General features: G+C 57.8%; 26 protein-coding genes and 4 tRNA genes. 20 read left to right on the plus strand and 10 right to left on the minus strand.

Annotated elements, in window-relative coordinates; genetic code table 11:
- Positions 1-3: 3 nt before the first annotated feature.
- Positions 4-696 (minus strand): lipoyl(octanoyl) transferase LipB, encoded by a 693-nt coding sequence (gene lipB / locus CLU84_RS20850; protein WP_099739896.1) that lies wholly within the window; start codon positions 694-696, stop codon positions 4-6.
- Between the two features lie 38 nt (positions 697-734).
- Complete coding sequence (locus tag CLU84_RS20855; RefSeq protein ID WP_099739897.1) at positions 735-1052, minus strand: YbeD family protein; 318 nt, start codon at positions 1050-1052, stop codon at positions 735-737.
- Positions 1053-1424: 372 nt separating this feature from the next.
- On the opposite strand from CLU84_RS20855, the gene CLU84_RS20860 reads away from it, so the two are divergent.
- The 9 genes from CLU84_RS20860 to CLU84_RS20900 all read left to right on the plus strand — a co-directional run bounded on the left by CLU84_RS20860 (position 1425) and on the right by CLU84_RS20900 (position 8635).
- Positions 1425-1895: an ATP synthase subunit I gene (locus CLU84_RS20860; RefSeq protein ID WP_099739898.1), complete on the plus strand. Its 471-nt coding sequence runs from the start codon at positions 1425-1427 to the stop codon at positions 1893-1895.
- A gap of 20 nt (positions 1896-1915) precedes the next feature.
- The gene (gene atpB, locus CLU84_RS20865; RefSeq protein WP_099739899.1) at positions 1916-2779 is read left to right on the plus strand and encodes a F0F1 ATP synthase subunit A; all 864 of its coding nucleotides are present in this window, start codon (positions 1916-1918) and stop codon (positions 2777-2779) included.
- 45 nt (positions 2780-2824) lie between these two features.
- Positions 2825-3076, plus strand: a complete 252-nt coding sequence (gene atpE, locus CLU84_RS20870; RefSeq protein ID WP_003059376.1) for a F0F1 ATP synthase subunit C — start codon at positions 2825-2827, stop codon at positions 3074-3076.
- A 35-nt stretch (positions 3077-3111) separates the two neighbouring features.
- Positions 3112-3582, plus strand: coding sequence for a F0F1 ATP synthase subunit B (locus CLU84_RS20875; RefSeq protein ID WP_099739900.1), 471 nt, complete (start codon positions 3112-3114; stop codon positions 3580-3582).
- A gap of 12 nt (positions 3583-3594) precedes the next feature.
- Complete coding sequence (locus CLU84_RS20880; RefSeq protein ID WP_099739901.1) at positions 3595-4134, plus strand: F0F1 ATP synthase subunit delta; 540 nt, start codon at positions 3595-3597, stop codon at positions 4132-4134.
- Positions 4135-4179: 45 nt separating this feature from the next.
- Positions 4180-5739, plus strand: a complete 1560-nt coding sequence (gene atpA / locus CLU84_RS20885; protein ID WP_099739902.1) for a F0F1 ATP synthase subunit alpha — start codon at positions 4180-4182, stop codon at positions 5737-5739.
- Between the two features lie 18 nt (positions 5740-5757).
- Entirely contained in the window at positions 5758-6624 is an 867-nt protein-coding gene (atpG, locus tag CLU84_RS20890; RefSeq protein WP_099739903.1) for a F0F1 ATP synthase subunit gamma, read from the plus strand.
- A 34-nt stretch (positions 6625-6658) separates the two neighbouring features.
- Positions 6659-8068, plus strand: coding sequence for a F0F1 ATP synthase subunit beta (gene atpD, locus CLU84_RS20895; protein ID WP_099739904.1), 1410 nt, complete (start codon positions 6659-6661; stop codon positions 8066-8068).
- A 150-nt stretch (positions 8069-8218) separates the two neighbouring features.
- Positions 8219-8635 (plus strand): F0F1 ATP synthase subunit epsilon, encoded by a 417-nt coding sequence (locus CLU84_RS20900; RefSeq protein ID WP_099739905.1) that lies wholly within the window; start codon positions 8219-8221, stop codon positions 8633-8635.
- A 156-nt stretch (positions 8636-8791) separates the two neighbouring features.
- Here the strand turns inward: CLU84_RS20900 and CLU84_RS20905 are convergent, their stop codons facing one another.
- Complete coding sequence (locus tag CLU84_RS20905; protein WP_099739906.1) at positions 8792-9061, minus strand: hypothetical protein; 270 nt, start codon at positions 9059-9061, stop codon at positions 8792-8794.
- 138 nt (positions 9062-9199) lie between these two features.
- Between CLU84_RS20905 and CLU84_RS20910 the strand changes: the two genes are divergently transcribed.
- Positions 9200-9694: a cold shock and DUF1294 domain-containing protein gene (locus CLU84_RS20910; RefSeq protein ID WP_233210325.1), complete on the plus strand. Its 495-nt coding sequence runs from the start codon at positions 9200-9202 to the stop codon at positions 9692-9694.
- Between the two features lie 6 nt (positions 9695-9700).
- Positions 9701-9874, plus strand: coding sequence for a DUF1294 domain-containing protein (locus tag CLU84_RS22540; RefSeq protein ID WP_304441944.1), 174 nt, complete (start codon positions 9701-9703; stop codon positions 9872-9874).
- A 69-nt stretch (positions 9875-9943) separates the two neighbouring features.
- On the opposite strand, the gene CLU84_RS20915 is transcribed toward CLU84_RS22540, so the two are convergent.
- From CLU84_RS20915 to CLU84_RS20925, 3 genes are read right to left on the minus strand one after another with little or no spacing between them, the layout of a single operon-like run.
- A complete protein-coding gene (locus CLU84_RS20915; protein WP_099739907.1) occupies positions 9944-10486 on the minus strand; it encodes a TPM domain-containing protein in 543 nt (180 codons plus the stop codon).
- Between the two features lies 1 nt (position 10487).
- Positions 10488-11426: a YgcG family protein gene (locus CLU84_RS20920; protein ID WP_099739908.1), complete on the minus strand. Its 939-nt coding sequence runs from the start codon at positions 11424-11426 to the stop codon at positions 10488-10490.
- A 25-nt stretch (positions 11427-11451) separates the two neighbouring features.
- A complete protein-coding gene (locus tag CLU84_RS20925; protein WP_099739909.1) occupies positions 11452-12069 on the minus strand; it encodes a LemA family protein in 618 nt (205 codons plus the stop codon).
- 115 nt (positions 12070-12184) lie between these two features.
- On the opposite strand from CLU84_RS20925, the gene CLU84_RS22590 reads away from it, so the two are divergent.
- Genes CLU84_RS22590 through CLU84_RS20940 form a run of 3 tightly spaced genes read left to right on the plus strand, consistent with a single transcriptional unit; the run spans position 12185 to position 13881 of the window.
- Positions 12185-12310, plus strand: a complete 126-nt coding sequence (locus CLU84_RS22590) for a hypothetical protein (RefSeq protein ID WP_255409161.1) — start codon at positions 12185-12187, stop codon at positions 12308-12310.
- Entirely contained in the window at positions 12307-13320 is a 1014-nt protein-coding gene (locus CLU84_RS20935) for a YheT family hydrolase (protein ID WP_099739911.1), read from the plus strand. The genes CLU84_RS22590 and CLU84_RS20935 overlap by 4 nt, the downstream gene beginning before the upstream one ends.
- 3 nt (positions 13321-13323) lie before the next feature.
- The gene (locus CLU84_RS20940; protein WP_099739912.1) at positions 13324-13881 is read left to right on the plus strand and encodes a DUF2946 family protein; all 558 of its coding nucleotides are present in this window, start codon (positions 13324-13326) and stop codon (positions 13879-13881) included.
- Positions 13882-13989: 108 nt separating this feature from the next.
- On the opposite strand, the gene CLU84_RS20945 is transcribed toward CLU84_RS20940, so the two are convergent.
- The 4 genes from CLU84_RS20945 to CLU84_RS20960 form a co-directional block, all read right to left on the minus strand.
- A complete protein-coding gene (locus CLU84_RS20945) occupies positions 13990-14859 on the minus strand; it encodes a cytochrome c5 family protein (protein ID WP_099739913.1) in 870 nt (289 codons plus the stop codon).
- A 195-nt stretch (positions 14860-15054) separates the two neighbouring features.
- Positions 15055-16491 (minus strand): efflux transporter outer membrane subunit, encoded by a 1437-nt coding sequence (locus tag CLU84_RS20950; RefSeq protein ID WP_099739914.1) that lies wholly within the window; start codon positions 16489-16491, stop codon positions 15055-15057.
- The gene (locus CLU84_RS20955) at positions 16484-19663 is read right to left on the minus strand and encodes an efflux RND transporter permease subunit (protein WP_099739915.1); all 3180 of its coding nucleotides are present in this window, start codon (positions 19661-19663) and stop codon (positions 16484-16486) included. The genes CLU84_RS20950 and CLU84_RS20955 overlap by 8 nt, the downstream gene beginning before the upstream one ends.
- Before the next feature lie 14 nt (positions 19664-19677).
- The gene (locus CLU84_RS20960; protein ID WP_199173825.1) at positions 19678-20982 is read right to left on the minus strand and encodes an efflux RND transporter periplasmic adaptor subunit; all 1305 of its coding nucleotides are present in this window, start codon (positions 20980-20982) and stop codon (positions 19678-19680) included.
- A gap of 227 nt (positions 20983-21209) precedes the next feature.
- On the opposite strand from CLU84_RS20960, the gene CLU84_RS20965 reads away from it, so the two are divergent.
- The 6 genes from CLU84_RS20965 (at position 21210) to tuf (ending at position 23659) form a co-directional block, all read left to right on the plus strand.
- A complete protein-coding gene (locus CLU84_RS20965; protein WP_099739917.1) occupies positions 21210-21830 on the plus strand; it encodes a TetR family transcriptional regulator in 621 nt (206 codons plus the stop codon).
- A 73-nt stretch (positions 21831-21903) separates the two neighbouring features.
- Positions 21904-21979: transfer RNA gene (locus CLU84_RS20970), tRNA-Arg, on the plus strand.
- Positions 21980-22057: 78 nt separating this feature from the next.
- A tRNA-Tyr gene (locus CLU84_RS20975) sits at positions 22058-22143 on the plus strand.
- Between the two features lie 58 nt (positions 22144-22201).
- Positions 22202-22275: transfer RNA gene (locus CLU84_RS20980), tRNA-Gly, on the plus strand.
- 44 nt (positions 22276-22319) lie between these two features.
- Positions 22320-22394, plus strand: a tRNA-Thr gene (locus CLU84_RS20985).
- Positions 22395-22468: 74 nt separating this feature from the next.
- Positions 22469-23659, plus strand: a complete 1191-nt coding sequence (gene tuf, locus CLU84_RS20990; RefSeq protein ID WP_099739918.1) for an elongation factor Tu — start codon at positions 22469-22471, stop codon at positions 23657-23659.
- The last annotated feature ends 7 nt before the right edge of the window (positions 23660-23666 follow it).

Genomic DNA, 23666 nt, shown 5'->3' on the forward strand with positions numbered 1-23666 from the left:
CCTTCAGGGAGAGAGACGCGCCTTCAGTTGGCGACCCAGTACATGTGCGGCCTCGTCCCAGGTTGTCTGTACGCCGATTGTAGAAAGATCCACGGTCTTCAGTCCTGCGTATCCGCAAGGATTGATTCGCTCGTAGGGTTCCAAATCCATGTTTACATTCAGCGCGACGCCGTGGTAGGTGCTGTGGCGGCTGATCTTGATGCCCAGGGCTGCAATCTTGCCCAGACCGTCGAAATACGGTTCTGGCGCAGGGCTGCCCGCCTCGCGGTGTTGGGGGCGTTGCTCCAGCATGGCGTGGCTGCGCGGGTCTTGAAGGCGCACATAAATGCCGGGTGCGCCGGCCACGCGATGACCGGTGACGCCGAAGTGGTCCAGCGTGCGGATCACGGCGTCTTCAAGCCGGTACACATATTCTTTGACGAAATAGCCCATGCGCTGCAGATCGAGCAGGGGGTAGGCAACCACTTGTCCGGGGCCGTGATACGTCACCTGCCCACCGCGATTGGTCGCGACCACAGGAATATCGCCAGCGTTCAGAACATTTTCAGCTTTGCCGGCCAGTCCTTGCGTGAAATGCGGTGAGTGCTCACAAATCCATAGCTCATCACGCGTGTCCGCATCGCGGTTGCGTGTGAACTCCTGCATGGCCACCACGCAGGCTTCATAGCCTGTACGGCCGAGAAGGCGCAGGTCCATGGGTTCTGGTGGGGGCAATGCAGTCGTCTCACCCTCGCTCACAGCACAACCTTCACCAGCGGGTGAGCGGTCAGTGCGCGGTAGGTGTCGTCCAGCTGCTCGCGGCTGGTGGCCGTGATGGTGATGGTGATGCCCAGGTAGTTGCCGCCAGAGCTGGGGCGCAGCTCAATGGTGGATGGGTCATAGCTAGGGTCGAACTTCTTGGCGATCTGGGTAATTTCATGCACCAGATGCTCGTTCTTGACGCCCATGACCTTGATGGGGAACTGGCTCGGATACTCAATCAGTGAATCCTTGCGTGGGTCTTCTGGTTGAGCGTTCTCGTTGGCGGCAGAGGTGTTTGGTGTGTCGCTCATGAGTAATCCTTGGGCTGGGATGAAAAAAAGCCGCTCAAAACGGCCAAAACATACAAAAGATTGTGCGCCACGCCTGACAGCTTCGCGCACGTGGGCCTAATCCGTGGGGAGTGAGCCTTTTGGAATGGCAAAGGCCCCAGCGAGAGGCTGACAATTCAGGGTAATCAGGTCTTTCAACTCAGGCACACTCGCGCCTGCTGCAAAGCAGGGTTGCAAGATGTTGCTTGCTAGCGACAATCCTGTGCTCGTGCAAAAGACCTTTCACACATGACGGTATCAACCCTTACCTCGTGGCGGGGTTTTTACTTATAATCAGAGGCTGTGTAAAAAGTCGTTTCTGATTCTTGCTCGGTCAGCGGTGTGAAAGAAAACATGACAAACATGCCCGCTGATTTCGATAATGAGGACGAAGTTGAAGACTTCAAGCCCCTAACTGCTCAAGAAGCTTTGGCATGGCGTTCACGCTTTCCACAGGTTTCGGTCTGGCGCATTGTTGCGGTTCAGGCAGTGGTCGGTGTCGTAGTCGCCTTGCTGTTTTGGTTGGTGACCGGACGTCCAGCGGCGGGCTGGTCTGCAGGTTATGGTGCCTTGGCTGTCGTGCTCCCTGGAGCGATGTTTGCAAGAGCGATGGCGCGCCAGCAGGCCGGAGATGCCGGGGCCGCCATGGTGAGAATTTTTAGTTGGGAGTTGGTCAAGCTGGTGCTGTGCATTGCCATGTTGGCAGCCGCGCCGAAGCTGATTCCTGACCTGAGCTGGTTGGCCTTGCTGGCCGGCTTGATTGTTGTGATGAAAACGTATTGGGTCGCGCTTCTAGTGCGATCCGGTGTCCCAAAAACCGATTGATATTTGAGAGAAGTTGACCGATGGCCGCAGAAGCGCACGCACCAACTGCAAGTGAATACATCGTCCACCACTTGCAACACCTCCAGAACATCAAGCAGAAGTCCATCATTGACTTCTCCGTGTTCAATCTGGATTCGATTGTCGTGAGTGTGACTCTGGGCGCTCTGTGCCTGTTCGTCCTCTGGCTGGCCGCCCGCAAGGCGACCTCCGGCGTTCCTGGTCGCTTCCAGGCCGCCGTGGAGATGCTGGTCGAGATGGTTGACGATCAGGCCAAGGCCAATATTCACAATGCTCAATCCCGCAAGTTCATCGCTCCTCTGGCTCTGACCGTGTTTGTCTGGATCTTCGTGATGAACGCCATGGACATGCTGCCTGTGGACCTGTTGCCCTATCTGTGGCAAGGCGCCACCGGCGACTCCCATGCTTATCTGCGTGTCGTGCCTACGGCCGACCTGTCCACAACCTTGGGTCTGTCGACCGGCGTGCTGGTTCTGTGCCTGATCTACAGCGTGAAGATCAAGGGCATTGGCGGCTGGGCCCATGAACTGGTAACCGCTCCGTTCGGCACCAGCAAGAATCCCGTGTTTGCAGTGATCCTGGGTGTGATTAACCTGGCCATGCAAATCATTGAATACGTTGCCAAGACGGTTTCGCACGGTATGCGACTGTTTGGCAATATGTACGCTGGTGAGTTGGTGTTCTGTCTGATCGCCTTGATGGGCGGTGCGGCTGCCATGTCGCTCTCTGGTGTGTTGCTCCCCGTGGGGCACATCATTGCAGGTTCGATCTGGGCGATCTTCCACATCCTGATCATTACCTTGCAAGCCTTCATTTTCATGATGCTGACGCTGATTTATCTCGGCCAAGCACATGAAGCTCACTGAAATCCTTTCTTTCTCTCAACCTTTCTTTAATCCCTAGGAGTCATCATGGAAAACGTTCTCGGTCTCGTCGCTCTGGCTTGTGGTCTGATTGTTGGTCTGGGCGCTATCGGCGCTTCGATCGGTATCGCTCTGATGGGTGGCAAGTTCCTGGAATCCTCGGCACGTCAGCCTGAGCTGATCAACGAACTGCAAACCAAGATGTTCATCTTGGCTGGTCTGATCGACGCCGCCTTCCTGATCGGCGTGGCTATCGCTCTGCTGTTCGCTTTCGCCAACCCCTTCCAACTGGTTGCCTAAGCTCCACTCAACGCCCTAAATAGAAAGGTGTTGCCGTGAGTATTAACGCGACCCTGTTCGTTCAGCTTGGTGTTTTCCTGGTTCTGGCGCTGTTCACGATGAAGTTCGTGTGGCCCCCGATCGCGAAGGCACTGGATGAGCGAGCCCAGAAAATCGCCGATGGCCTCGCTGCTGCCGACAAGGCCAAGACTGAATTGACCGCTGTCAACAAGCGCGTCGAGGCAGAATTGTCCCAGACGCGCAACGAAACAGCTTCGCGGCTTGCGGACGCCGAACGTCGTGCACAGGCCATCATTGAAGAGGCCAAAGCCCGCGCGACAGAAGAAGGCAACAAGATTGTTGCTGCCGCCCGCGCCGAAGCTGACCAGCAAACCATTGCTGCCCGTGAAGCCCTGCGTGAGCAAGTGGCAGCGCTGGCCGTCAAGGGTGCCGAGCAGATCCTGAAGAAGGAAGTCAATGCCGGTATCCATGCTGATCTGCTGAACCGCCTGAAGACAGAGCTGTAAGGAAGCAACGAAATGGCAGAACTCGCCACCATTGCCCGCCCTTACGCTGAAGCATTGTTCAAAGCCTGCACCGATCAAGGTGCGGATTTGCACAGCACTGTCGCTTGGGTGGAGGAATTGGCGGCGATTGCCGCCAATCCGCAATTGCGCCAATTGGCCGGTAACCCGAATGTGAGCGGCACGCAAGTGTTTGATCTCATTACGGGTGTGGCCAAGTCTGCATTGCCTGAGACTGCATGCAATTTTCTGCGTGTGGCCCTCGAAAACGGCCGTCTGGACGTGCTGCCTGAAGTGGCAGTGCAGTTCCGCAGCCTCGTGAACAGCAAGAGCGGCTCTTCGGATGCTGTGGTGTACAGCGCTTTCCCCATTGAGGATGCAGCGCTGGCCGAGCTTGGCGCCACGCTGAATAAGCGCTTTGGCCGCAAGCTGAATCTCACCGTGAAGCTGGATGAATCGCTGATCGGTGGCGTTCGCGTCGTGGTGGGCGACGAGGTGCTGGACACCTCCGTCAAGGCCCGTCTGGAACAAATGAAAGCGGCCCTCACCGCGTAATGCGCCTGAGGTCTCGGCTAACACACAAGAAAGAAGGAAAGAGTCATGCAACTCAATCCCGCAGAAATTTCTGAACTGATCAAGAGCCGCATCGAAGGTCTGGCTGCTAGCACTGACGTCCGTAACCAAGGCACCGTGGTGTCGGTAACCGACGGTATCGTGCGTGTGCACGGCCTGTCGGACGTGATGGCTGGCGAAATGCTGGAATTCCCCGCCGCTGCTGATGGTCAGCCCACTTTTGGTCTGGCTCTGAATCTGGAGCGCGACTCCGTCGGCGCCGTGATTCTAGGTGCTTACGAGCACATCGCAGAAGGCAACACCGTCAAGTGCACCGGCCGTATTCTGGAAGTTCCAGTCGGTCCTGAACTGATCGGCCGCGTTGTGAATGCTCTGGGTCAGCCTATCGACGGCAAGGGCCCCATCAACGCCAAGATGACGGACGTGATCGAAAAGGTTGCGCCTGGTGTGATCGCACGTCAATCCGTGGATCAGCCTCTGCAAACTGGTATCAAGTCCATCGACTCCATGGTTCCCGTGGGTCGTGGTCAGCGCGAGCTGATCATTGGTGACCGCCAGACTGGTAAGACGGCCGTCGCTATCGACGCCATCATCAACCAAAAGGGTCAAGGCGTTACCTGCGTGTACGTGGCTATTGGTCAGAAGGCTTCTTCGATCAAGAACGTCGTGCGTTCGCTGGAACAAGCTGGCGCGATGGATTACACCATCGTTGTGGCTGCTACCGCTTCTGAATCTGCTGCGATGCAGTACGTGTCTGCCTACTCTGGCTGCACGATGGGCGAATACTTCCGTGACCGCGGTGAAGATGCACTGATCGTTTATGACGATCTGTCCAAGCAAGCTGTGGCTTACCGTCAGGTTTCGTTGCTGCTGCGCCGCCCACCAGGCCGTGAAGCTTTCCCCGGCGACGTGTTCTATCTCCACAGCCGTCTGCTGGAGCGTGCCGCTCGCGTGAACGCCGACTACGTCGAAGCCTTCACCAAGGGTGAAGTCAAGGGCAAGACCGGTTCCCTGACAGCTCTGCCTATCATCGAAACACAAGCTGGCGACGTGTCCGCTTTCGTTCCTACGAACGTGATTTCGATTACTGATGGCCAGATCTTCCTGGAAACCAGCCTGTTCAACGCAGGTGTGCGTCCCGCTATTAACGCCGGTATCTCTGTGTCCCGCGTGGGTGGTTCCGCTCAGACCAAGGTTGTGAAGGGCCTGTCCGGCGGTATTCGTACCGACCTAGCACAGTACCGTGAACTGGCTGCTTTCGCGCAGTTCGCTTCCGATCTGGATGCAGCGACTCGCCAGCAACTGGACCGTGGTGCCCGTGTGACTGAACTGCTCAAGCAAGCTCAGTACTCGCCCCTGTCGACCGCTCTGATGGCCTCTTCGCTGTTCGCAGTGAACAAGGGCTTCATGGACGACATCGAAGTCAAGCAAGTTCTGCCTTTCGAAGCTGGTCTGCATCAGCTGCTGAAGACTAGCTACAGCGCCTTGCTCGACCGTCTGAACGAAAAGCGTGCTTTCGACAAGGAAGGCAAGGACGAAGCTGAACTGACTGCAGCCATTACTGCATTCAAGAAGTCCTTCGCTTAATACTGGCGAGGAGTCATCATGGCAGCAGGTAAGGAAATACGCGGCAAGATCAAATCGGTGGAAAACACCAAGAAGATCACCAAAGCCATGGAAATGGTTGCTGCATCCAAAATGCGCAAGGCGCAAGAGCGGATGCTGGCAGCCCGTCCATACAGCGAAAAAATCCGCAACATTGCAGCCCATCTTGGCGAAGCCAACCCTGAATATGTGCATCCGTTCATGCAAGTGAACGATGCCAAAAAGGTCGGCGTCATCGTAGTGACGACCGACAAGGGTTTGTGCGGCGGTATGAACACCAACGTGTTGCGTATCGTCACCAACAAGTTGCGCGAAATGCAGGATGCGGGCATTGCGACAGAGGCAGTGGCCATTGGCGGCAAGGGAATGGGTTTCCTGAACCGAGTCGGCGCCAAGGTGGTCTCCCACGCTACAGGCCTGGGCGACACGCCTCATCTCGACAAGCTCATCGGGCCTGTCAAGGTGTTGCTGGACCAATATGCTGAAGGCAAGCTGAGCGCGGTGTACCTCTCGTACACCAAGTTCATCAACACCATGAAGCAGGAGTCGGTGGTGGAGCAACTGCTCCCCCTGTCGTCCGAAAAATTGCAAGCCGAGAAGACCGGTACTGCTTGGGAATACATCTACGAGCCTGACGCTCAGAGCGTCATCGACGAACTGCTGGTTCGTTACGTTGAGTCCCTCGTATACCAGGCCGTTGCGGAAAACATGGCGTCCGAGCAATCGGCGCGCATGGTGGCCATGAAGGCCGCGACCGACAACGCAGGTAGTGTCATTGGCGAGTTGAAGCTGATCTACAACAAGACGCGTCAGGCAGCGATTACGACCGAGTTGTCGGAAATCGTGGCAGGCGCAGCCGCTGTGTAAACGGCTTTAACGAACAAACAGATTGGAGCAAAAAATGGCTCAAGTACAAGGCAAGATTGTTCAATGTATCGGCGCCGTGGTGGACGTGGAATTTGCCCACGGCCAGGTGCCCAAGGTGTATGACGCCTTGAAGCTGGAAGGTACAGCCCTGACTCTGGAAGTTCAGCAGCAGCTGGGCGACGGCGTGGTGCGTACCATTGCCCTGGGTTCTTCCGACGGTATCAAGCGTGGCCTGATGGTCACCAACACCGGCAACCCCATCACCGTGCCCGTGGGCAAGGCGACTCTGGGCCGCATCATGGACGTGCTGGGTAACCCCATCGACGAACGTGGCGATGTGGACCAGACCCTGACTGCCCCTATCCACCGCAAGGCTCCTGCGTACGACGAACTGTCGCCTTCGCAAGAACTGCTGGAAACCGGCATCAAGGTGATCGACTTGATCTCTCCTTTTGCCAAGGGCGGCAAGGTGGGTCTGTTCGGTGGTGCCGGTGTGGGCAAGACCGTGAACATGATGGAACTCATCAACAACATCGCCAAGGGCCACGGTGGTCTGTCGGTGTTTGCTGGTGTGGGCGAACGTACCCGTGAAGGTAATGACTTCTATCACGAAATGTCGGACGCCGGCGTCGTGAACCAAGCCAACCTGAACGAATCCAAAGTGGCCATGGTTTACGGCCAGATGAACGAGCCACCAGGTAACCGTCTGCGTGTTGCGCTGACCGGTCTGACCATGGCCGAAGCCTTCCGTGACGAAGGCAAGGACGTGCTGTTCTTCGTGGACAACATCTACCGCTACACATTGGCCGGTACCGAAGTGTCCGCTCTGCTGGGCCGTATGCCTTCCGCCGTGGGCTACCAGCCTACTCTGGCTGAGGAAATGGGTAAGCTGCAAGAGCGTATTACCTCCACCAAGGTGGGCTCGATCACTTCCATCCAGGCCGTTTACGTGCCTGCCGATGACTTGACCGATCCTTCGCCTGCTACGACCTTTGCTCACTTGGACTCCACCGTTGTGCTGTCCCGTGACATCGCTTCGCTGGGTATCTACCCCGCGGTGGATCCTCTGGATTCCACAAGCCGTCAGCTGGACCCTCAAGTGGTTGGCGAAGAGCACTACAAGGTGGCTCGCCAAGTGCAAGGTACGCTGCAGCGCTACAAGGAACTGCGCGACATCATCGCGATTCTGGGTATGGACGAGCTGGCTCCTGAAGACAAGCTGGTCGTGTCCCGCGCTCGTAAGATTCAGCGTTTCCTGTCGCAGCCTTTCCACGTGGCCGAAGTGTTTACTGGTGCCCCCGGTAAGTACGTGTCGCTGGCTGAAACCATCCGTGGTTTCAAGATGATTGTGGCTGGCGAAGCCGACCACCTGCCCGAACAGGCTTTCTACATGGTTGGTACCATCGACGAAGCCTTCGAGAAGGCCAAGAAGCTGGCAGCCTAATTGACTTTCACCCCCTGAGCGGCTTTGCCGCTTCCCCCTCTCTTTAAGGAGGGGGCAACGCCCTCGCTGCGGGGCGGCCCTTGCTTGGCGTTTCTGGCTTGGGGGCGTGGAGGTTTTAGGACCAGTTTTTAACCTTTTCTAGGAGCAAAGATGAACACCATCCACGTTGATGTGGTCAGTGCCGAAGAGTCCATCTTCTCCGGTGAAGCGCGTTTTGTCGCTTTGCCCGGTGAATCGGGCGAGCTGGGCATTTTCCCCCGCCACACACCGCTGATCACCCGCATCAAGCCGGGTTCGGTGCGCATCGAAATGCCTGATGGCAGCGAAGAATTTGTCTTCGTGGCCGGTGGCATTTTGGAAGTGCAACCCAACTGCGTGACCGTGCTGTCCGACACCGCTATTCGCGGCAAGGATCTGGACGAGGAAAAGGCCAACGCGGCCAAGGCCTCGGCAGAAGAAGCTCTGAAGAATGCCAAGAGCGAACTGGACCTGGCCAAGGCTCAGTCCGAACTGGCCGTGCTGGCAGCCCAAGTGGCCGCTCTGCGCAAGTTCCGCCAGAAGCGTTGATGAACATGCCTTAGGGCATGGAACATCGGCACAAAAAAGCCACCGCATGCGGTGGCTTTTTTATGTCTGTTTGCTCTTGATATTGCAGCGCGAAGCGCTTGATATATAAGGGCTAGAGCTCGAAAATATCAAAAATTCAGGCAGCAGCTGTGTGAATTAGCTGTTGCAGGCAGCCTGATAGGCGTAGACCACGGAGTTGTCCACGGGATCCACATGGCGCGACTTGCGCACTACGGCTTTGCTGGGGTCATCGCACAGGGCACGTATCTGGGCTTCGCACTTCTTCGGGTCATCTTCCTTGAGCTTACAGCTCAAAGCGTAGTCATATGCGGCTGGTGCTTCCGCGCCCTTGGGGCTGATGGAGGAGCAGGCGCTGAGCGCAAAGGCGGCGCTGACGATGGCCAGAGAGAACAAGGATTTCTTCATGCAATGTGCTTTCTTAAAAGAGACGACTGCCCTGAAACTAACACAGGCACAGGGTTTGTTGACTTGATTCTGTGAAGAACAAGCCAGCCTTCTGACGATGGCGCCGAATTCAGGACGGCAAAACAACAAAGGAAAGACATGAGAGACATGCGCTATGGCGGCACTTTGAGCCAATGGAACGATGACCGGGGCTTTGGCTGGATTGAGGCCGATGGCGGCGGCGAGCGCCTCTTTGTGCACATCAGCGCTTTTGAGCCGCGCCCTTCGGCCGAGCAGCGACCCAGGCCCGGTCTGCGGCTGGAGTTTGCCGTGGGCATGGAGCAGGGCAGAAAACGTGCGCTCAGGGTGGCGTGGCGCGCTGCCAGTCCGGCTGCTGCTGTACCCAAGGCCGCGCCGCGTAGCAGTCGCCTCGCATCTCGTTCAGAAGCCAGAGCGCCTCAGGGCTGGCACGGCTCCAGCCGTTTCAGCTACGGCGTGCTGCTGTTGTGGTTGATCTTGATGCTGACCGCTGCCGTCATCTGGAGCGTGCCGCGTTTCATCTGGCTGGTGTATGCGGGTTTGAGCGTGCTGACCTTCATGGCTTACTGGCAAGACAAATGGTCTGCCCAGAAGGGCCAGTGGCGCACGCCATAGAAAACGCTGCAGACCATGGCGCTGGCGGGCGGCTGGCCTGGCGCTTTGCTGGCCCAGCAGTGGCTGCGCCATAAAAGCAGCAAGACCCGCTTTCAGCAGGAGTTCTGGCTCGTGGTGCTGATCAATGTGGCGGCCGTGCTTTGGCTGTGTTCGCCTTATGGCCGTAATGTGCTGGGTTGAGCAACTTTTTAGCCTTTAACGCTTGATAAATAAGCGCTAGCAGCTATGAAATTTGAATCTTGATGGACCTCAGCGATCCCGGTGAGGCAGGTGGCGCTCGACCACCGGCGCATCGGGCAGATTGCGTGAGTCAGCGATATGGTTGGACTTGCGCGGAAAGTGCGTCTGCAACTGGCGGCTGACCCGATCCAGCGCCGTGATCAGCCCCACGTGGAAATGACCGCTCTTGAAGGCCGATTGCATATCGCTGATCAAGGTCTGCCATTGCTCGGCACTCATGGTGCGGTCCAGCGCGCGGTCGGCGACGATTTCGATGGCGTGGTCGGCCAGCAATAGATAGATGAGGGCACCGTTGTTGTGCTCGGTATCCCAGACATGGAGCTTGGCAAACTGCGACAGCGCCCGCTGGCGGGCCGTGGCATCACGCCAGATATAGCTCCAGGGCAGGCCCGCTTCAACACAAATGCGTACCTGGCCGCTGTGGCCCAGCTCGCTTTTGGCAATCAGCAATTCCAGCTCGCGCAGGGTGGAGGCGGGCAGGGACTTGCGCAAATGCTGCTCGGCCCAGCGATGGCGCACCAGACGTGCAAGGCGATGGAAAATATTGCTCATCTCACCAATCTCCTGAAGCGCCGCCGCCACCAAAGCTGCCACCACCACCGGAGCTGAAACCGCCTCCAGAGCTGGAACCACCGCCTCCACCCCATCCGCCTCCGCCTCCGCCGCCAGAGCTGATGTAAGGGCCGCCGCCACCTCGCGAGAGGTTGGACAACAGCGTAAACAACAGTCCGATGAAGGCAGCTACACCCGCAATCAGCATGCTGGTGGTGATGAAATAGGCCGCCGCACCGGCGATGCCGCCCACAATCAGCGAGCCCAGTACCCGGCCAAAGAGAGCGCGGGCAATGGCAATACCGAGGGGGAAGCCGAAAAACAGCAGGGGCAGCAGAAAGTCCAGGCTCTGCGACCAGGAGCTGCTCTGGCTTTGCTGCTGCGCCGGGGCTGGCAGCTTTTCACCGCGAATCAGCAGGCTCATCTGATCGATGGCAGCAGAGAGCCCGCCCGCATAGTCATCGACGCGAAAGCGTGGCTTCATGGCGCCGTCAATGATGCGGCCCGCCTGAATATCGGAAATCGCCCCTTCCAGCTTGCGAGCTACTTCGATGCGCATGCGCCTGTCGTTTTTGGCCACGACGATGAGGCTGCCGTCACCAATGTCTTTGCGCCCCAGCTTCCAGTCGCTGGCCGCGCGCCAGGAATAGGCCGCAATGTCTTCGGGCGCAGTGCTGCCGACCATGAGGATGACGACTTGCGCACCGGTTTCGCCTTCCAATGTTTTGAGCTTTTCGCTCAGCGCCTGCACATCACTGCTGCTGAGGGTGTTGGTCTGGTCGATGACCCGGCCTGAGAGTTCAGGCACGGGTTGGAGCTGCGTTCCTGCTCCGCCGATCGTTGTCTGGGCCAGTGCGGGCAGTGCTGCAAAAAGCATAAGCCATGCCAAAACAAGAGCGGCAAGCGCTTGATGGATAAGGGCTGGAGCCTTGTTTTGCATGTAAACCTTGTAAAGCGCGTACGGCTTACTTGGCGGTAGCCGGAGCCGCAGGTTTGGAGAAATCCACAGCCGGCGGCTGAGAAATCTGGGCCTCGTTCTGCACCGTGAAGGTGGGCTTGACGGCGTAGCCGAATACCTTGGCCGTGATGTTGGTCGGGAAGCTGCGCGCCAGTATGTTGTAGGCCTGCACGGTGCCTATGTACTCGTTGCGGGCCACGGTGATGCGATTTTCTGTGCCTTCCAGCGTCAGGCGCAGGTCGCGGAAAGCCTGATTGGCCTTCAGGTCTGGATACTTTTCTGCCACCACCATCAGGCGAGACAGTGCGCCTGAGAGTTCGCCCTGTGCCTGCTGGAACTTGTTGAAGGCTTCGGGGTTGTTGATGAGTTCGGGCGTGGCCTGAATGGATGTGGCTTTGGCACGCGCCTCGATGACCTTGGTCAGCGTGTCTTGCTCAAAGCTGGCTTCGCCCTTGACGGTGGCGACGATGTTGGGAATCAGGTCCGAGCGGCGCTGGTACTGGTTCAGTACCTCGCTCCATGCGGCCTTGGATTTCTCGTCCAGACGCTGAAAGTCGTTATAGCCGCAGCCCGTGAGGGAGAGCATGGAGGCAGCAGTCGCAATGATCAGGAGCCAGCGTTTCATGGGGGTTTCCAGTCACGAAATAGATGCGGAAACCATAGCACAAGGGCTTGGGATTAGCACGTGCGCCCAAGACCTGTGCTTCTGTCCGATGCCGTGTGGCGCTAGCATTGCAACCATGCTCACTCTTTCCTTCTTTAACTGCCCGCCGGGCATTCACGTCGCGCCGCCAGAGCGGGTCTGGCGTGCGGCGCAAAAGAATGGCTTGCAGGCAGAGCTGCAGGATTGGCTGGGGCAGGTATGAGCTTTGAACAATTCCGCGCCCCTTGGTGGCAGCCCGGCGGCCATGTGCAGACCATCTGGGCATCGCTTTGCGCACGCTATCAGGCCAAGGGCGCACAGCCCCAGCCGTGGCGGCGCGAGCGCTGGGATACGCCGGATGGCGATTTTCTTGATGTCGATTTCTCAAGCCATGCGGTGGCTGCGAATGCGCCCACGCTGGTACTGTTTCATGGGCTGGAAGGTTCGTCGTCCAGCCACTATGCCAAGGCAACAGCGCTGGCCTGTGCGCAGCGTGGCTGGCGTCTGGCGGTGCCGCATTTTCGCGGCTGTAGCGGCGAGCCCAACCGCCTGCTGCGCGCCTATCACTCTGGGGATGTGGACGAGGTGGACTGGATTTTGAGGTGGCTGCGGCAAGGCGCTGGCGGCGACTTGCTGGCCATGGGGATATCGCTGGGCGGCAATGCACTGGCGCGCTGGGTTGGGGTGCAGCAGCAGGCGGCGGCGCAGCTTATCCAAGGGGCTGCGGTGGTGTGCGCGCCGCTCGATTTAGTGGCGGGCGGCGTCAGTCTGGGGCGGGGGCTGAACCGCTGGATTTACACACCCATGTTCCTGCGCACGCTGGTGCCCAAGGCGCTGGGCAAATGGCAGCAGTCGCCGGGGGTGTTTGACAAAGCCGCGCTGCTCCGCGCCCGCACGCTGCATGAGTTTGATGATGTGTTTACCGCACCGGTGCATGGATTCAAAAATGCGGATGATTACTGGATTCGTGCCTCGGCCAAGCCCTTGCTCAAACAGGTGGCTGTGCCGCTGCTGCTGCTCAATGCGCTGAATGACCCGTTTGTGCCTGCGCACAGTCTGCCCACGTTGAGTGATGTGAGTGCATCGGTGCAGCTGTGGCAGCCGCCGCATGGCGGGCATGCAGGCTTTGCCAGCGGAGCATGGCCGGCCCATGTGCAGGCCATGCCGCAGGCGGTGACCCAGTGGCTGGCGCAGTGGTTGCCCGCGCCGCAACAGAACAACAAGGAGATATAGCGAATGGATGACATCGTGAAGCAGGCCATGGCCAAGTGGCCGAATGTCCCCGCCTGCAGTGGCTGGCTGGGTCTGGATGCACGCGGGCAATGGTGGCTGCGTGACGATCAGGCGCAGGCCTGTGGTGCCTTTACCAGCGGCAAGCCCGGTGCCAAGGGCAATGCGCTGCGCCATGAAAAGCTGGCCGACTTCATTGCCCGCAACTATTTGGCCGAGGCTGATGGGCGCTGGTACTTTCAGAACGGCCCCCAGCGCGTGTATGTAGAGCTGGAATCTGCCCCGTGGATATGGCGTGTGCGCTGCACAGAGCAAGGTCTGCAGTTGCACAGCCACACCGAAAAGGAGTTGCTAGTGGCACAGGTGCAGCAGGTGGTGATGGATGAGCTGGGGCGACTGTTCCTCGCCCTCCCGCAAGGTCTGGGCATGGTGCATAGCCTTGACATGCTGGATGCCGCCAATGCGCTGGAACGCGGTGATTTACCCGAGGTGCAGGAGCTGGACAGCGCCTTGCTGCCCAAACAGTTCGGCTTTGTGCTGAGTCCTGCCGCCATGCAAAATTGATAGCTGCTTGCGCTTATCTATCAAGCGCCAGAGGCCAAAAACGATAAAGCCGGCTCAAAGCCGGTTTTATCGTTTGAAGCGTAAGCCTCTTTGTTGCTGTGGCGTTGCTTACTTGGCTGCATCCACCATGTACTGGATGGCGGCCTTGAAGTCTGCATCAGATGCCGTAGAGCCGCCTTTGGGTGGCATGGCGCCCACGCCTTGTGTGGCTTTTTTCACCATATCGTCCATGCCCTTGGCGATGAAGGGCGCCCAGGCCGCCTTGTCACCAAACTTGGGTGCGCCGGCCACGCCGCTGCTGTGGCATGCCATGCAGGTTGTGTCATAGATGCTCTTGCCCACATTCGATGCTGCAGCTGGTGCTGGCGCAGCCGTTGCGGGAGCGGCTTCAGCGGCGGGCGCTGCAGCGGGTTCGGCGGCTGCTACAGGTGCTGCGGCAGGGGCAGGTGCTGCATCAGCACTGGCTGCACCCGCTGCACCGGCAGGGGGCTTGGGTTCAGGGAAGCTGCCACCAGCGGCATTGGCCATGTAGACCACGCCGCGGGCAATTTCTGTGTCATTGAACTCGCCACCGCCTTGGGCTGCCATGGCGCCCTTGCCGGCCAGAGCTGAGTGGACCAGTGTGTCCAGACCTTGCTTCAGGCGAGGCCCCCAGGCCGCAGTGTCCTGAAACTTTGGTGCACCGGCTGCGCCAGTGGCGTGGCAGGCCGCGCATTGCGATTTGTAGACTTCTTCACCACCGCGCAGAGGGCGGTTGGCGTCACGGATCTCAATCGTGCCCACTTTTTGCAGGCGCACGGCCTTGGCCATTTCGGGGTTACCGGTGCCAGGGCCTGTTGTCTCTGAGGAGGTCACGAACTTGACCAGGCCGATGATGACAAAAATGGGCACCACAAACGAGAAGAGGACAGCCAGCAACAGCTGCTTTGGTTTTTTGATGGGGCCGGTATGGGCTTCTTCGTGGTGTTGCTCGCTCATGAAGTCCTCTGAGATCGTGGGATTGGGGTTAACAAACCATTATAGAAGTGAGGGTTAAGAATGCCAGTGCACGACGATACGGGTTGACGACCGCTGCATAAAGGAGTTGAGTTGGATCAACCTTGGGCAATTTGTGGTGGCCCATGAAAAAAGGCGTCCGAAGACGCCTTTGTGGATGGATACAAAAACTGCAGCTTATGGGGTGCCCGTCGCTGGGGCCGCAGCGTTGTTGCTGGCCACAGGCTCAGTCCAACCGCCACCCAGAACCTTGTAGAGGTTGACCTGGTTTTGCAGCTGCGCCAAGCGCACTTGCACCACGGATTGCTCCAGTGCAAACAGCGAGCGCTGTGCATCCAGCAAGTCCAGATAGCTGGCCACGCCGTTGGTATAGCGCAGGTCAGACAGCTTGTAGCGAACCTGCTCGGCTTCCAGCTGGCGCGACTGGGCGTCGAGCTGATCTTTCAGGGAGCGGCGGTTCACCAGCGTGTCAGACACTTCGCGGAAGGCAGACTGGATGGAGCCCTCGTATTGCGCCACGGCAATTTTCTCGTTGGCCTCTGCTACTTGCAAATTGGCGCGGTTGCGGCCAGCGTTGAAGATGGGCAGATACAGCGAGGGCGCAATGGTGAAGGCGGCAGAGTCCGAGCTGAACAGGTCAGAAACTTTCGAGTTCACAAAACCCGCCGATGCGGTCAGCGAGATGTTCGGGAAGAACAGCGCGCGCGCCGTGCCAATGCTGGCGTTGGCCGCAATCATGCTTTGCTCGGCCTGACGGATGTCAGGGCGGCGCAGCAGCAGCTCAGAGGGCAGGCCCGAAGGCACATCGGCCAGCGCAGGCAGCTCGCGCAGCTGTTTGTCTTGCATGCTGCTCAGCAGATCGGCAGGCAGGGACTGGCCTGCAAGCAGGGTCAAGGCATTGACATCACGCTCGCGCTGACCGGCTTGCAGAGCTAGCGTAGCGCGGGCGCTCTCGGTCAGCGACTGAGCCTGGCGGTAGTCAAGCTCGGAAGTCACGCCTGCATCCAAGCGCAGCTTGGTCAGCTTGATGGACTGCTCGCGTGTGCTGAGAGTGCGGCGTGAAATGGCCAGCAGCTCTTCATCCGCCTGCAGGTTGAGCCAGGTGTTGGCGACATTGGCAATCAGGCTGATCTGCGCGGCTTTGCGGCCTTCTTCTGTCGCCAGATACTGGGCCAGAGCTTGCTGCTTGAGGCTGCCGATGCGGCCCCAGAAGTCAATCTCCCAGCTGGGCATGGACAAGCCCACCATGTACGAGTTGCCATAGCGGCCCGTGATGGTGCTGGGCTGGCGGCTGGCGCTGCCAGCAACGCCGAATTCAGGGAACTGGGCTGCACGCTGAATCTGGTACTGGGCCTGAGCTTTCTCGATATTGAGAACAGCCACGCGCAGGTCGCGGTTGTTGTCCAGCGCGAGCTGGATGACTTGCTGCAGACGCGGGTCTGTAAAGAACTGTTGCCAGGGAATATCCGCCGCGGCTGTAGCGCCCGCCTGCTCATTGGCGGCAGAGAAATGCTCTGCCACCGGGGCGGCAGGGCGATCCAGCGTGGGGATGAAGGAGCAGCCGCTGGCCAGCAGCGCGCCGGCCAGTGCTACGGGTAGCAAGGTCTTATTCATGTTGCGAGCCTCCCTGTGCTGCAGAAGTTGCTGCCGGGGAATTGGCGTTGGTGTCTTGCTTGGATTTTTTGCCAAACAGATTGAACACGGTCACAAAGAACACAGGCACCAGGAAGACGGAGATTGGCGTGCCAATCACCATGCCCCAGAACACGCCGGTACCGATTTCCTTCTGGCTGGCTGCGCTGGCACCCGAGGCGATGTACAGAGGCACCACACCCAGAATAAAGGCCAGCGAGGTCATCAGAATAGGGCGGAAACGCAGGTGACCTGCTTCCAGTGCGGCTTCCAGTGCGGTTTTGCCTTCGGCATGCAGGTCCTTGGCGAACTCCACGATCAGAATGGCGTTCTTGGCCGAGAGACCAATGACCGTAATCAGCGCCACCTGGAAGTAGATGTCGTTAGGCATGCCGCGCATCAGCACACCGGCCACCGCGCCGAACACGCCCAAGGGCACGACCAGCAGCACGGACAGTGGAATGCTCCAGCTTTCATACAGGGCAGCCAGACACAGGAACACGGCCAGAATAGAGAACGCGTAGAGCAGCATGGCGGAGGAGCCAGCCTTCTTTTCGTCCAGCGACTGACCTGTCCATTCATAGCCGAAGCCTTCAGGCAGATCCTTGGCCAGCTGTTCCATTTCTTTCATGGCATCACCGCTGGTAAAGCCGGGCTTGGCCTGACCCGTAATGCTCATGGAAGGGTAGCCGTTGTAGCGGGTCAGCTGCATGGGGCCGCTGATCCACTTGGCGCTGACCATGGTGGACAGCTCAACCAGTTGGCCTTGTGCGTTGGGCACGGTCAAACGCATCACGTCTTCAGGCTGCATGCGGCGAGTTGCATCGGCCTGAATGGTCACGCGTTGCATGAACCCGTTGTTGGGGAAGTCCGTGGAGTTGGACGAACCCAGGGCGGTTGCCAGCGTGGAGGCCAGATCGCTCATGTTGACGCGCTGGGCATAGACGGCATCGCGGTTGATGTCGACCTTCCATTGTGGAGCGTCATCCACACCATCAAAGCGTACGCCAGCCAGCACCTTGCTCTGGTTGGCCTTGGCAATCAGCTGGTTGCGGGCCTCCAGCAGTGCAGCATGGCCCTTGCCGCTGCGGTCTTGCAGGCGGAAGGTGAAGCCGTCGCTATTGCCCAGCTCAGAGATGGACGGCGGTACCAGCGTGAAGATGAAGCCATCGCGCAGCTTGGACATGGCGCCCATGGTGCGACCAGCAAAAGACTTGGCATCCGAGCCGGGGGCGGTTCGTTGAGTCCAGTCTTTGAGTGTGGTGAACGCAAGGCCCACGTTCTGACCCTGACCCATGAAGCTGAAGCCCAGAATGCTGACGATGTGATCGACTTCAGGCTGGCTCAGTACAAATTGCTCCAGTTCTGCAACGGTCTTGCTGGTGCGCTCCAGGCTGGCACCAGGAGGCAGCTGCGTCAGCGAGATGACGTAGCCCTGATCTTCGGTGGGCAGGAAAGCGGTTGGCAGTCGCATGAACATGAAGATCACGCCCGCGATGACGATCAGGTAGACGATGAAGGCTTGTACGGAGCGTTTGACCACACTGGAGAGTGCGGAGGAATAGCGCTGCGTACCTGCTTCAAACTTGCGGTTGAACCAGTTGTAGAACGGACCAAGCAGGCCGGTCTTTTTGTCGTGTGCATGGCCCTTGGGTATGGGCTTGAGCATGGTGGCGCACAGCGCGGGCGTCAGCGTCAGCGCAAAGAAGCCGGAGAAGAAGATTGAGATAGCCATCACCAGCGAGAACTGACGATAGATATTGCCGGTTGCGCCGGAGAACGCAGCCAGTGGCAGGAACACAGTCACCAGAATCACGGTAATGCCGACCACGGCACCTTGAATCTGGCCCATGGCCTTGATGGTGGCATCCTTGGGCGACAAGCCTTCCTCGGACATGATGCGTTCGACGTTTTCCACGACCACGATGGCATCGTCAACAACGATACCAATCACCAGCACCATTGCGAACATGGCCAGAATGTTGATGGTCAGGCCGACCATCAGCATCACGGCAAAGGTGCCAAGCAGCGCAATAGGCACCACGATCGTGGGAATCAAGGTGTAGCGGATGTTCTGCAAGAAGATCAGCATCACGATGAACACCAGCACAATGGCTTCAATCAGCGTGTGCACCACCTTTTCGATGGAAATCTTCACGAACTTGGAGGTGTCGTAGGGCGAAGACCATTTCACGCCGGTAGGCAAGAAGGGTTCCATCTCGGCCATCTTGGCCTTGACCAGTGTGGCCGTTGCCATGGCGTTGGCAGTCGACGTCAGCTGTACAGCCATAGCCACGGCAGGCTTGCCATCCAGACGGGACTCGAAGGCGTAGCTTTCGATACCCAGCTCGATGCGTGCCACATCCTTTAGACGCACGGTTGAGCCATCAGAGTTGGAGCGCAGCACGACTTCACCAAACTGCTCAGGTGTTGTCAGTTGGCCAGGTACGACAATGGTTGCCGTGGTGCTTGTGCCCGAGGTGCTGGGCAGGTCACCCAAAGCGCCACCAGAAATTTGCTGGTTTTGCGCGGCGATGGCTGCATTGACGGATGTAATCGACAGCCCAAAGCCTTGCAGCTTGGCTGGATCGATCCAGACGCGCATGGCACGACCCGCAGCAAACAGCTGTGCCTTACCCACGCCATCCAGACGTTGGATTTCAGGCACGACATTGCGGTTTACATAGTCGGCGATGTCGTCACGCGAGGTCTCCCCGGATGCTGCTTGAAAAGCCAGAATCATCAGGAAGTTGCTCATGGACTTGTCGACCCGCACGCCAAGTGCCTGAACCACCTGCGGCAGACGGGGCAGAACACGAGCGAGGCGGTTTTGCACGTCCACCTGAGCCAGGTCAGGGTTGGTGCCGGGGGCAAAAGTGACGGTCAGGGTACCTTGACCACCCGCAGGTGCCGAGGACTCCATATACATCAGACCTTGCGCGCCGTTGATTTCGCGCTCGATCAGTTGCAGTACAGAGTCGGTCATGGTTTGTGACGTAGCGCCTGGGTAGGTCGCTGTCACGTTGATAGTGGGGGGCGCGACCGATGGGAACTGCGCTATCGGTAGCTTTGTGATGGAGATCACGCCCGCAATGATCACGAAAATCGCAATCACCCAGGCAAAGATCGGTCTGTGAATGAAAAACTTAGACATGGATCGTATGCCTGTTATTTAGCCGTTTGAGCGTCGCCAGCGCCTTCAGCCGCCGCTGCAGGTTTGTCTTGCGCGGGTGCTTCTGGTGCAGCCGGGGCCGGCTGTGGCTGAGCGGCTGGGGTGGCATTAAATTCCACAGGTTTGACCTTCTTGGCACCCATGCCAACCTTGATCAAGCCATCGACCATGACTTTTTCGCCATTCTTCAGGCCGGATGTCACAACCCAGTTGTTGCCGTTGGACTGGCTGATCTGCACAGGGCGAGGGGCTACCGAGCCATCTTCGGCAACGACCATGACAAAGTTGCCTTTTTCATTGCGAGTTACGGCCTGTTGAGGAATCAGTACAGCATTTTCAATCTGAGCTTGCTCCAGGCGCACGCGTACATAGGTGCCGGGCAGCAGCATTCCATCAGGGTTGGGCAACTCTGCACGCACGCTGACTTGGCCGGTTGTCGGGTCCACGGTCAGGTCGGTGAACAGCAGCTTGCCGGCGTGGGCGTACTGCTTGCCATCGTCCAAATAGACGTGGACACGGGCTGCGTTGTCACCTACTTTTGCTAACTTGCCAGAAGCCAACGCTTCACGCATGCGCATGATTTCAGAGGACGACTGGGTCAGGTTCACATACAGCGGGTTGACCTGCTGAATGGTTGCCAGTTGCGTGGCTTCGCCTTGCCCAACCAGTGCGCCTTCAGTTACCAGTGCACGACCGATTCGGCCGGAGATGGGAGCTGCTACGCTGGCATAGCCAAGGTTGACGTTGGCATTAGTCACTGCGGCCTTGCCTGCGACTACTTGAGCGAGCGCTGCCTTTTCGTTGGCGATGGCGGTGTCGTACTCTTGCTTGCTGATGGCATTGGCCTCAACCAAGGGCTTGTAACGACGAGCCGTGGCAGAGGCCTGAGCCAGATTGGCTTCAGCTTGTGCCAGTGTGGCTTGGGCGCTTTGCAGGTTGGCCTTGTAGGGCGTGTTGTCGATCTGGAAAAGTACCTGGCCGGCTTTTACGTCAGAGCCTTCTTGGAACAGACGCTTTTGCACGATACCTGCTGCACGGGCGCGAACTTGTGCAATACGGGAGGCTTCGAGGCGGCCGGGTAGGTCAGAAATCAAAGGCAAGCTTTGCAGAGTTACCGTAACCACTCCCACTTCGGGTGGCTGCGCTTGTGCTGCAGCTTGTGCTTTTTGAGGATCTTCTTTTTTGTCACCGCAGGCGGCAAGGCCCAAAGCTGCGATCAGGCTCAGGCTTATGGCCATGGAGCGTGTGCAGGAGGCGGCAAATTTGGGCTGATTGTCGAGAGCCTTGTGTTCTTCATACATCGGGTGCATGAACGTCCTTCCGGTTGACATTGTGGAAAAGAAAAAAGAGCGCAGTCCGGGTCGGAGCGCTCATTTAAGAGTAATCCCTAAGGGAAACTTTGTGCATCAGTCTTGAAGAAATTATACATACATGCATAAATGTATAATTGAAAAACCTGTGTAAAAGCGGGTAAAGCAAGCGGATCTCGTCGTGCATTGCTGCGGGCGAGTAATGAAAAGGGTGAGTAATGGCTCGAAGAACCAAGGCAGAAGCAGATGAGACGCGCACCAAGCTGCTGGATGCGGCAGAAGAGGTGTTTTTTGAAAAAGGCGTGTCCCGAACATCGCTTGGGGATATTGCGCTGCGTGCAGGGGCGACGCGAGGGGCGGTGTATTGGCATTTCAAGGACAAGATGGATGTCTTTGTTTCCATGCTGGGGCGCATATGTTTGCCTTTCGATGAAATCTGCGACGACCGCTATGCCGAGTTGCCACCGTTAGAGCGTATCCGTCACTCTATTCAGCACGTATTCGAGAGTCTGGATGAGGATGTGCGCAGGCGCAAGGTCTTTGAGACGGCGCTCTTCAAGATGGAATATGTTGGAGAGCTAGCCGATGTGCGCTTGCAACACGTTAAAAATTCATGTGAGGCTCGCGAGAAGTTTGCGCGAGATTTGGCCGCAGCTGCCGAAGAGCAGTCGGTGCAGTTGCAAGTGTCGCCCGAGGAGGCTGCGCTAGGTCTGCATTCCCTTTTTGTGGGTCTCATCCATGGCTGGACTCTTACCGAGGGCAGTTTCTCATTGCTCAAGATTGGGTCGATGTCGGTGGATGTCTATTTGTCCGGACTAGGATTTCGAGTGAGTTTGTAATTTTGGTGCTTAAACCCGTGCATAATTGCGCCTGTTGAATTGTTGTTGGTTGTGCAAGCGATCTAACGGGTTCGCGGCTGTAGCTCAGTGGATAGAGTATTGGCCTCCGAAGCCAAGGGTCGTGGGTTCGATCCCCGCCAGCCGCGCCAAGCTAAGTTAGATAAACAAAAAGAAATTTCAGATTTCTTTTTGAGTTAAAAAAACGATGCTATAATTCAAATCTCTTCGGAGGGGTGGCCGAGTGGTTAAAGGCAGCAGACTGTAAATCTGCCCGCTAACGCGTACACAGGTTCGAATCCTGTCCCCTCCACCAGCAATGGTGAAGAAGAGCGATTACCTAGAATGGTAATTACGTGCAGTAGTGAATCTGTGCGGGAGTAGTTCAATGGTAGAACCCTAGCCTTCCAAGCTAATGACGCGGGTTCGATTCCCGTCTCCCGCTCCAGTTTGCGAGCAAAAATTCTTTTGAAGTTGCTTGGCAACTTCATTGCCCATGTGGCTCAGTGGTAGAGCACTCCCTTGGTAAGGGAGAGGTCGCGGGTCCGATTCCCGCCATGGGCACCATTTTCTGGTGCACTCACTTATGGGGTAGCGCCGAAATCATCTTGTAGTCAATTAGTTTTTTCGGAGTCGGAAAAATGGCAAAAGAAAAATTCGAGCGCACAAAGCCCCACGTTAACGTGGGCACCATCGGTCACGTTGACCACGGCAAGACCACTCTGACTGCTGCTATCGCTACCGTGCTGTCCAAGCACTTCGGCGGCGAAGCTAAGGATTACTCGCAGATCGACAACGCTCCCGAAGAAAAGGCTCGTGGTATCACGATCAACACTTCGCACGTTGAGTACGAAACTGCTGCTCGTCACTACGCTCACGTTGACTGCCCCGGTCACGCTGACTATGTGAAGAACATGATCACTGGTGCGGCTCAGATGGACGGCGCTATCCTGGTTTGCTCCGCTGCTGACGGCCCCATGCCCCAGACTCGCGAGCACATCCTGCTGTCGCGTCAAGTTGGCGTTCCTTACATCATCGTGTTCCTGAACAAGGCCGACATGGTGGACGACGAAGAACTGCTGGAGCTGGTCGAAATGGAAGTGCGCGAGCTGCTGTCCAAGTACGACTTCCCCGGTGATGACACTCCTATCATCCGTGGCTCCGCCAAGCTGGCTCTGGAAGGCGACCAATCCGAAAAGGGTGAACCCGCTATCCTACGTCTGGCTGAAGCTCTGGACACATACATCCCCACTCCCGAGCGTGCTATCGACGGCGCCTTCGTGATGCCCGTGGAAGACGTGTTCTCGATTTCCGGTCGCGGCACTGTGGTGACTGGCCGTATCGAACGCGGCATCATCAAGGTCGGCGAAGAAATCGAAATCGTCGGTATCACAGATACACAGAAGACCATCTGCACTGGCGTGGAAATGTTCCGCAAGCTGCTGGACCAAGGTCAAGCTGGCGATAACGTTGGCCTGCTGCTGCGCGGCACCAAGCGTGAAGACGTTCAGCGCGGCCAAGTTCTGGCCAAGCCCGGCTCCATCAAGCCCCACACACAGTTCACTTCCGAAGTGTATGTGCTGTCCAAGGACGAAGGCGGTCGCCACACTCCTTTCTTCAACAACTACCGCCCTCAGTTCTACTTCCGTACAACTGACGTGACCGGCTCCATCGAACTGCCAGAAGGCAAAGAAATGGTGATGCCTGGTGATAACGTGTCGATCACTGTCAAGCTGATCGCTCCTATCGCCATGGAAGAAGGTCTGCGCTTCGCTATCCGCGAAGGTGGTCGTACTGTTGGTGCCGGTGTGGTTGCCAAGATCATTGCATAATAGATTT

This window comes from Comamonas sp. 26 (assembly GCF_002754475.1).
In the GTDB taxonomy this organism is placed as follows: domain Bacteria; phylum Pseudomonadota; class Gammaproteobacteria; order Burkholderiales; family Burkholderiaceae_C; genus Comamonas.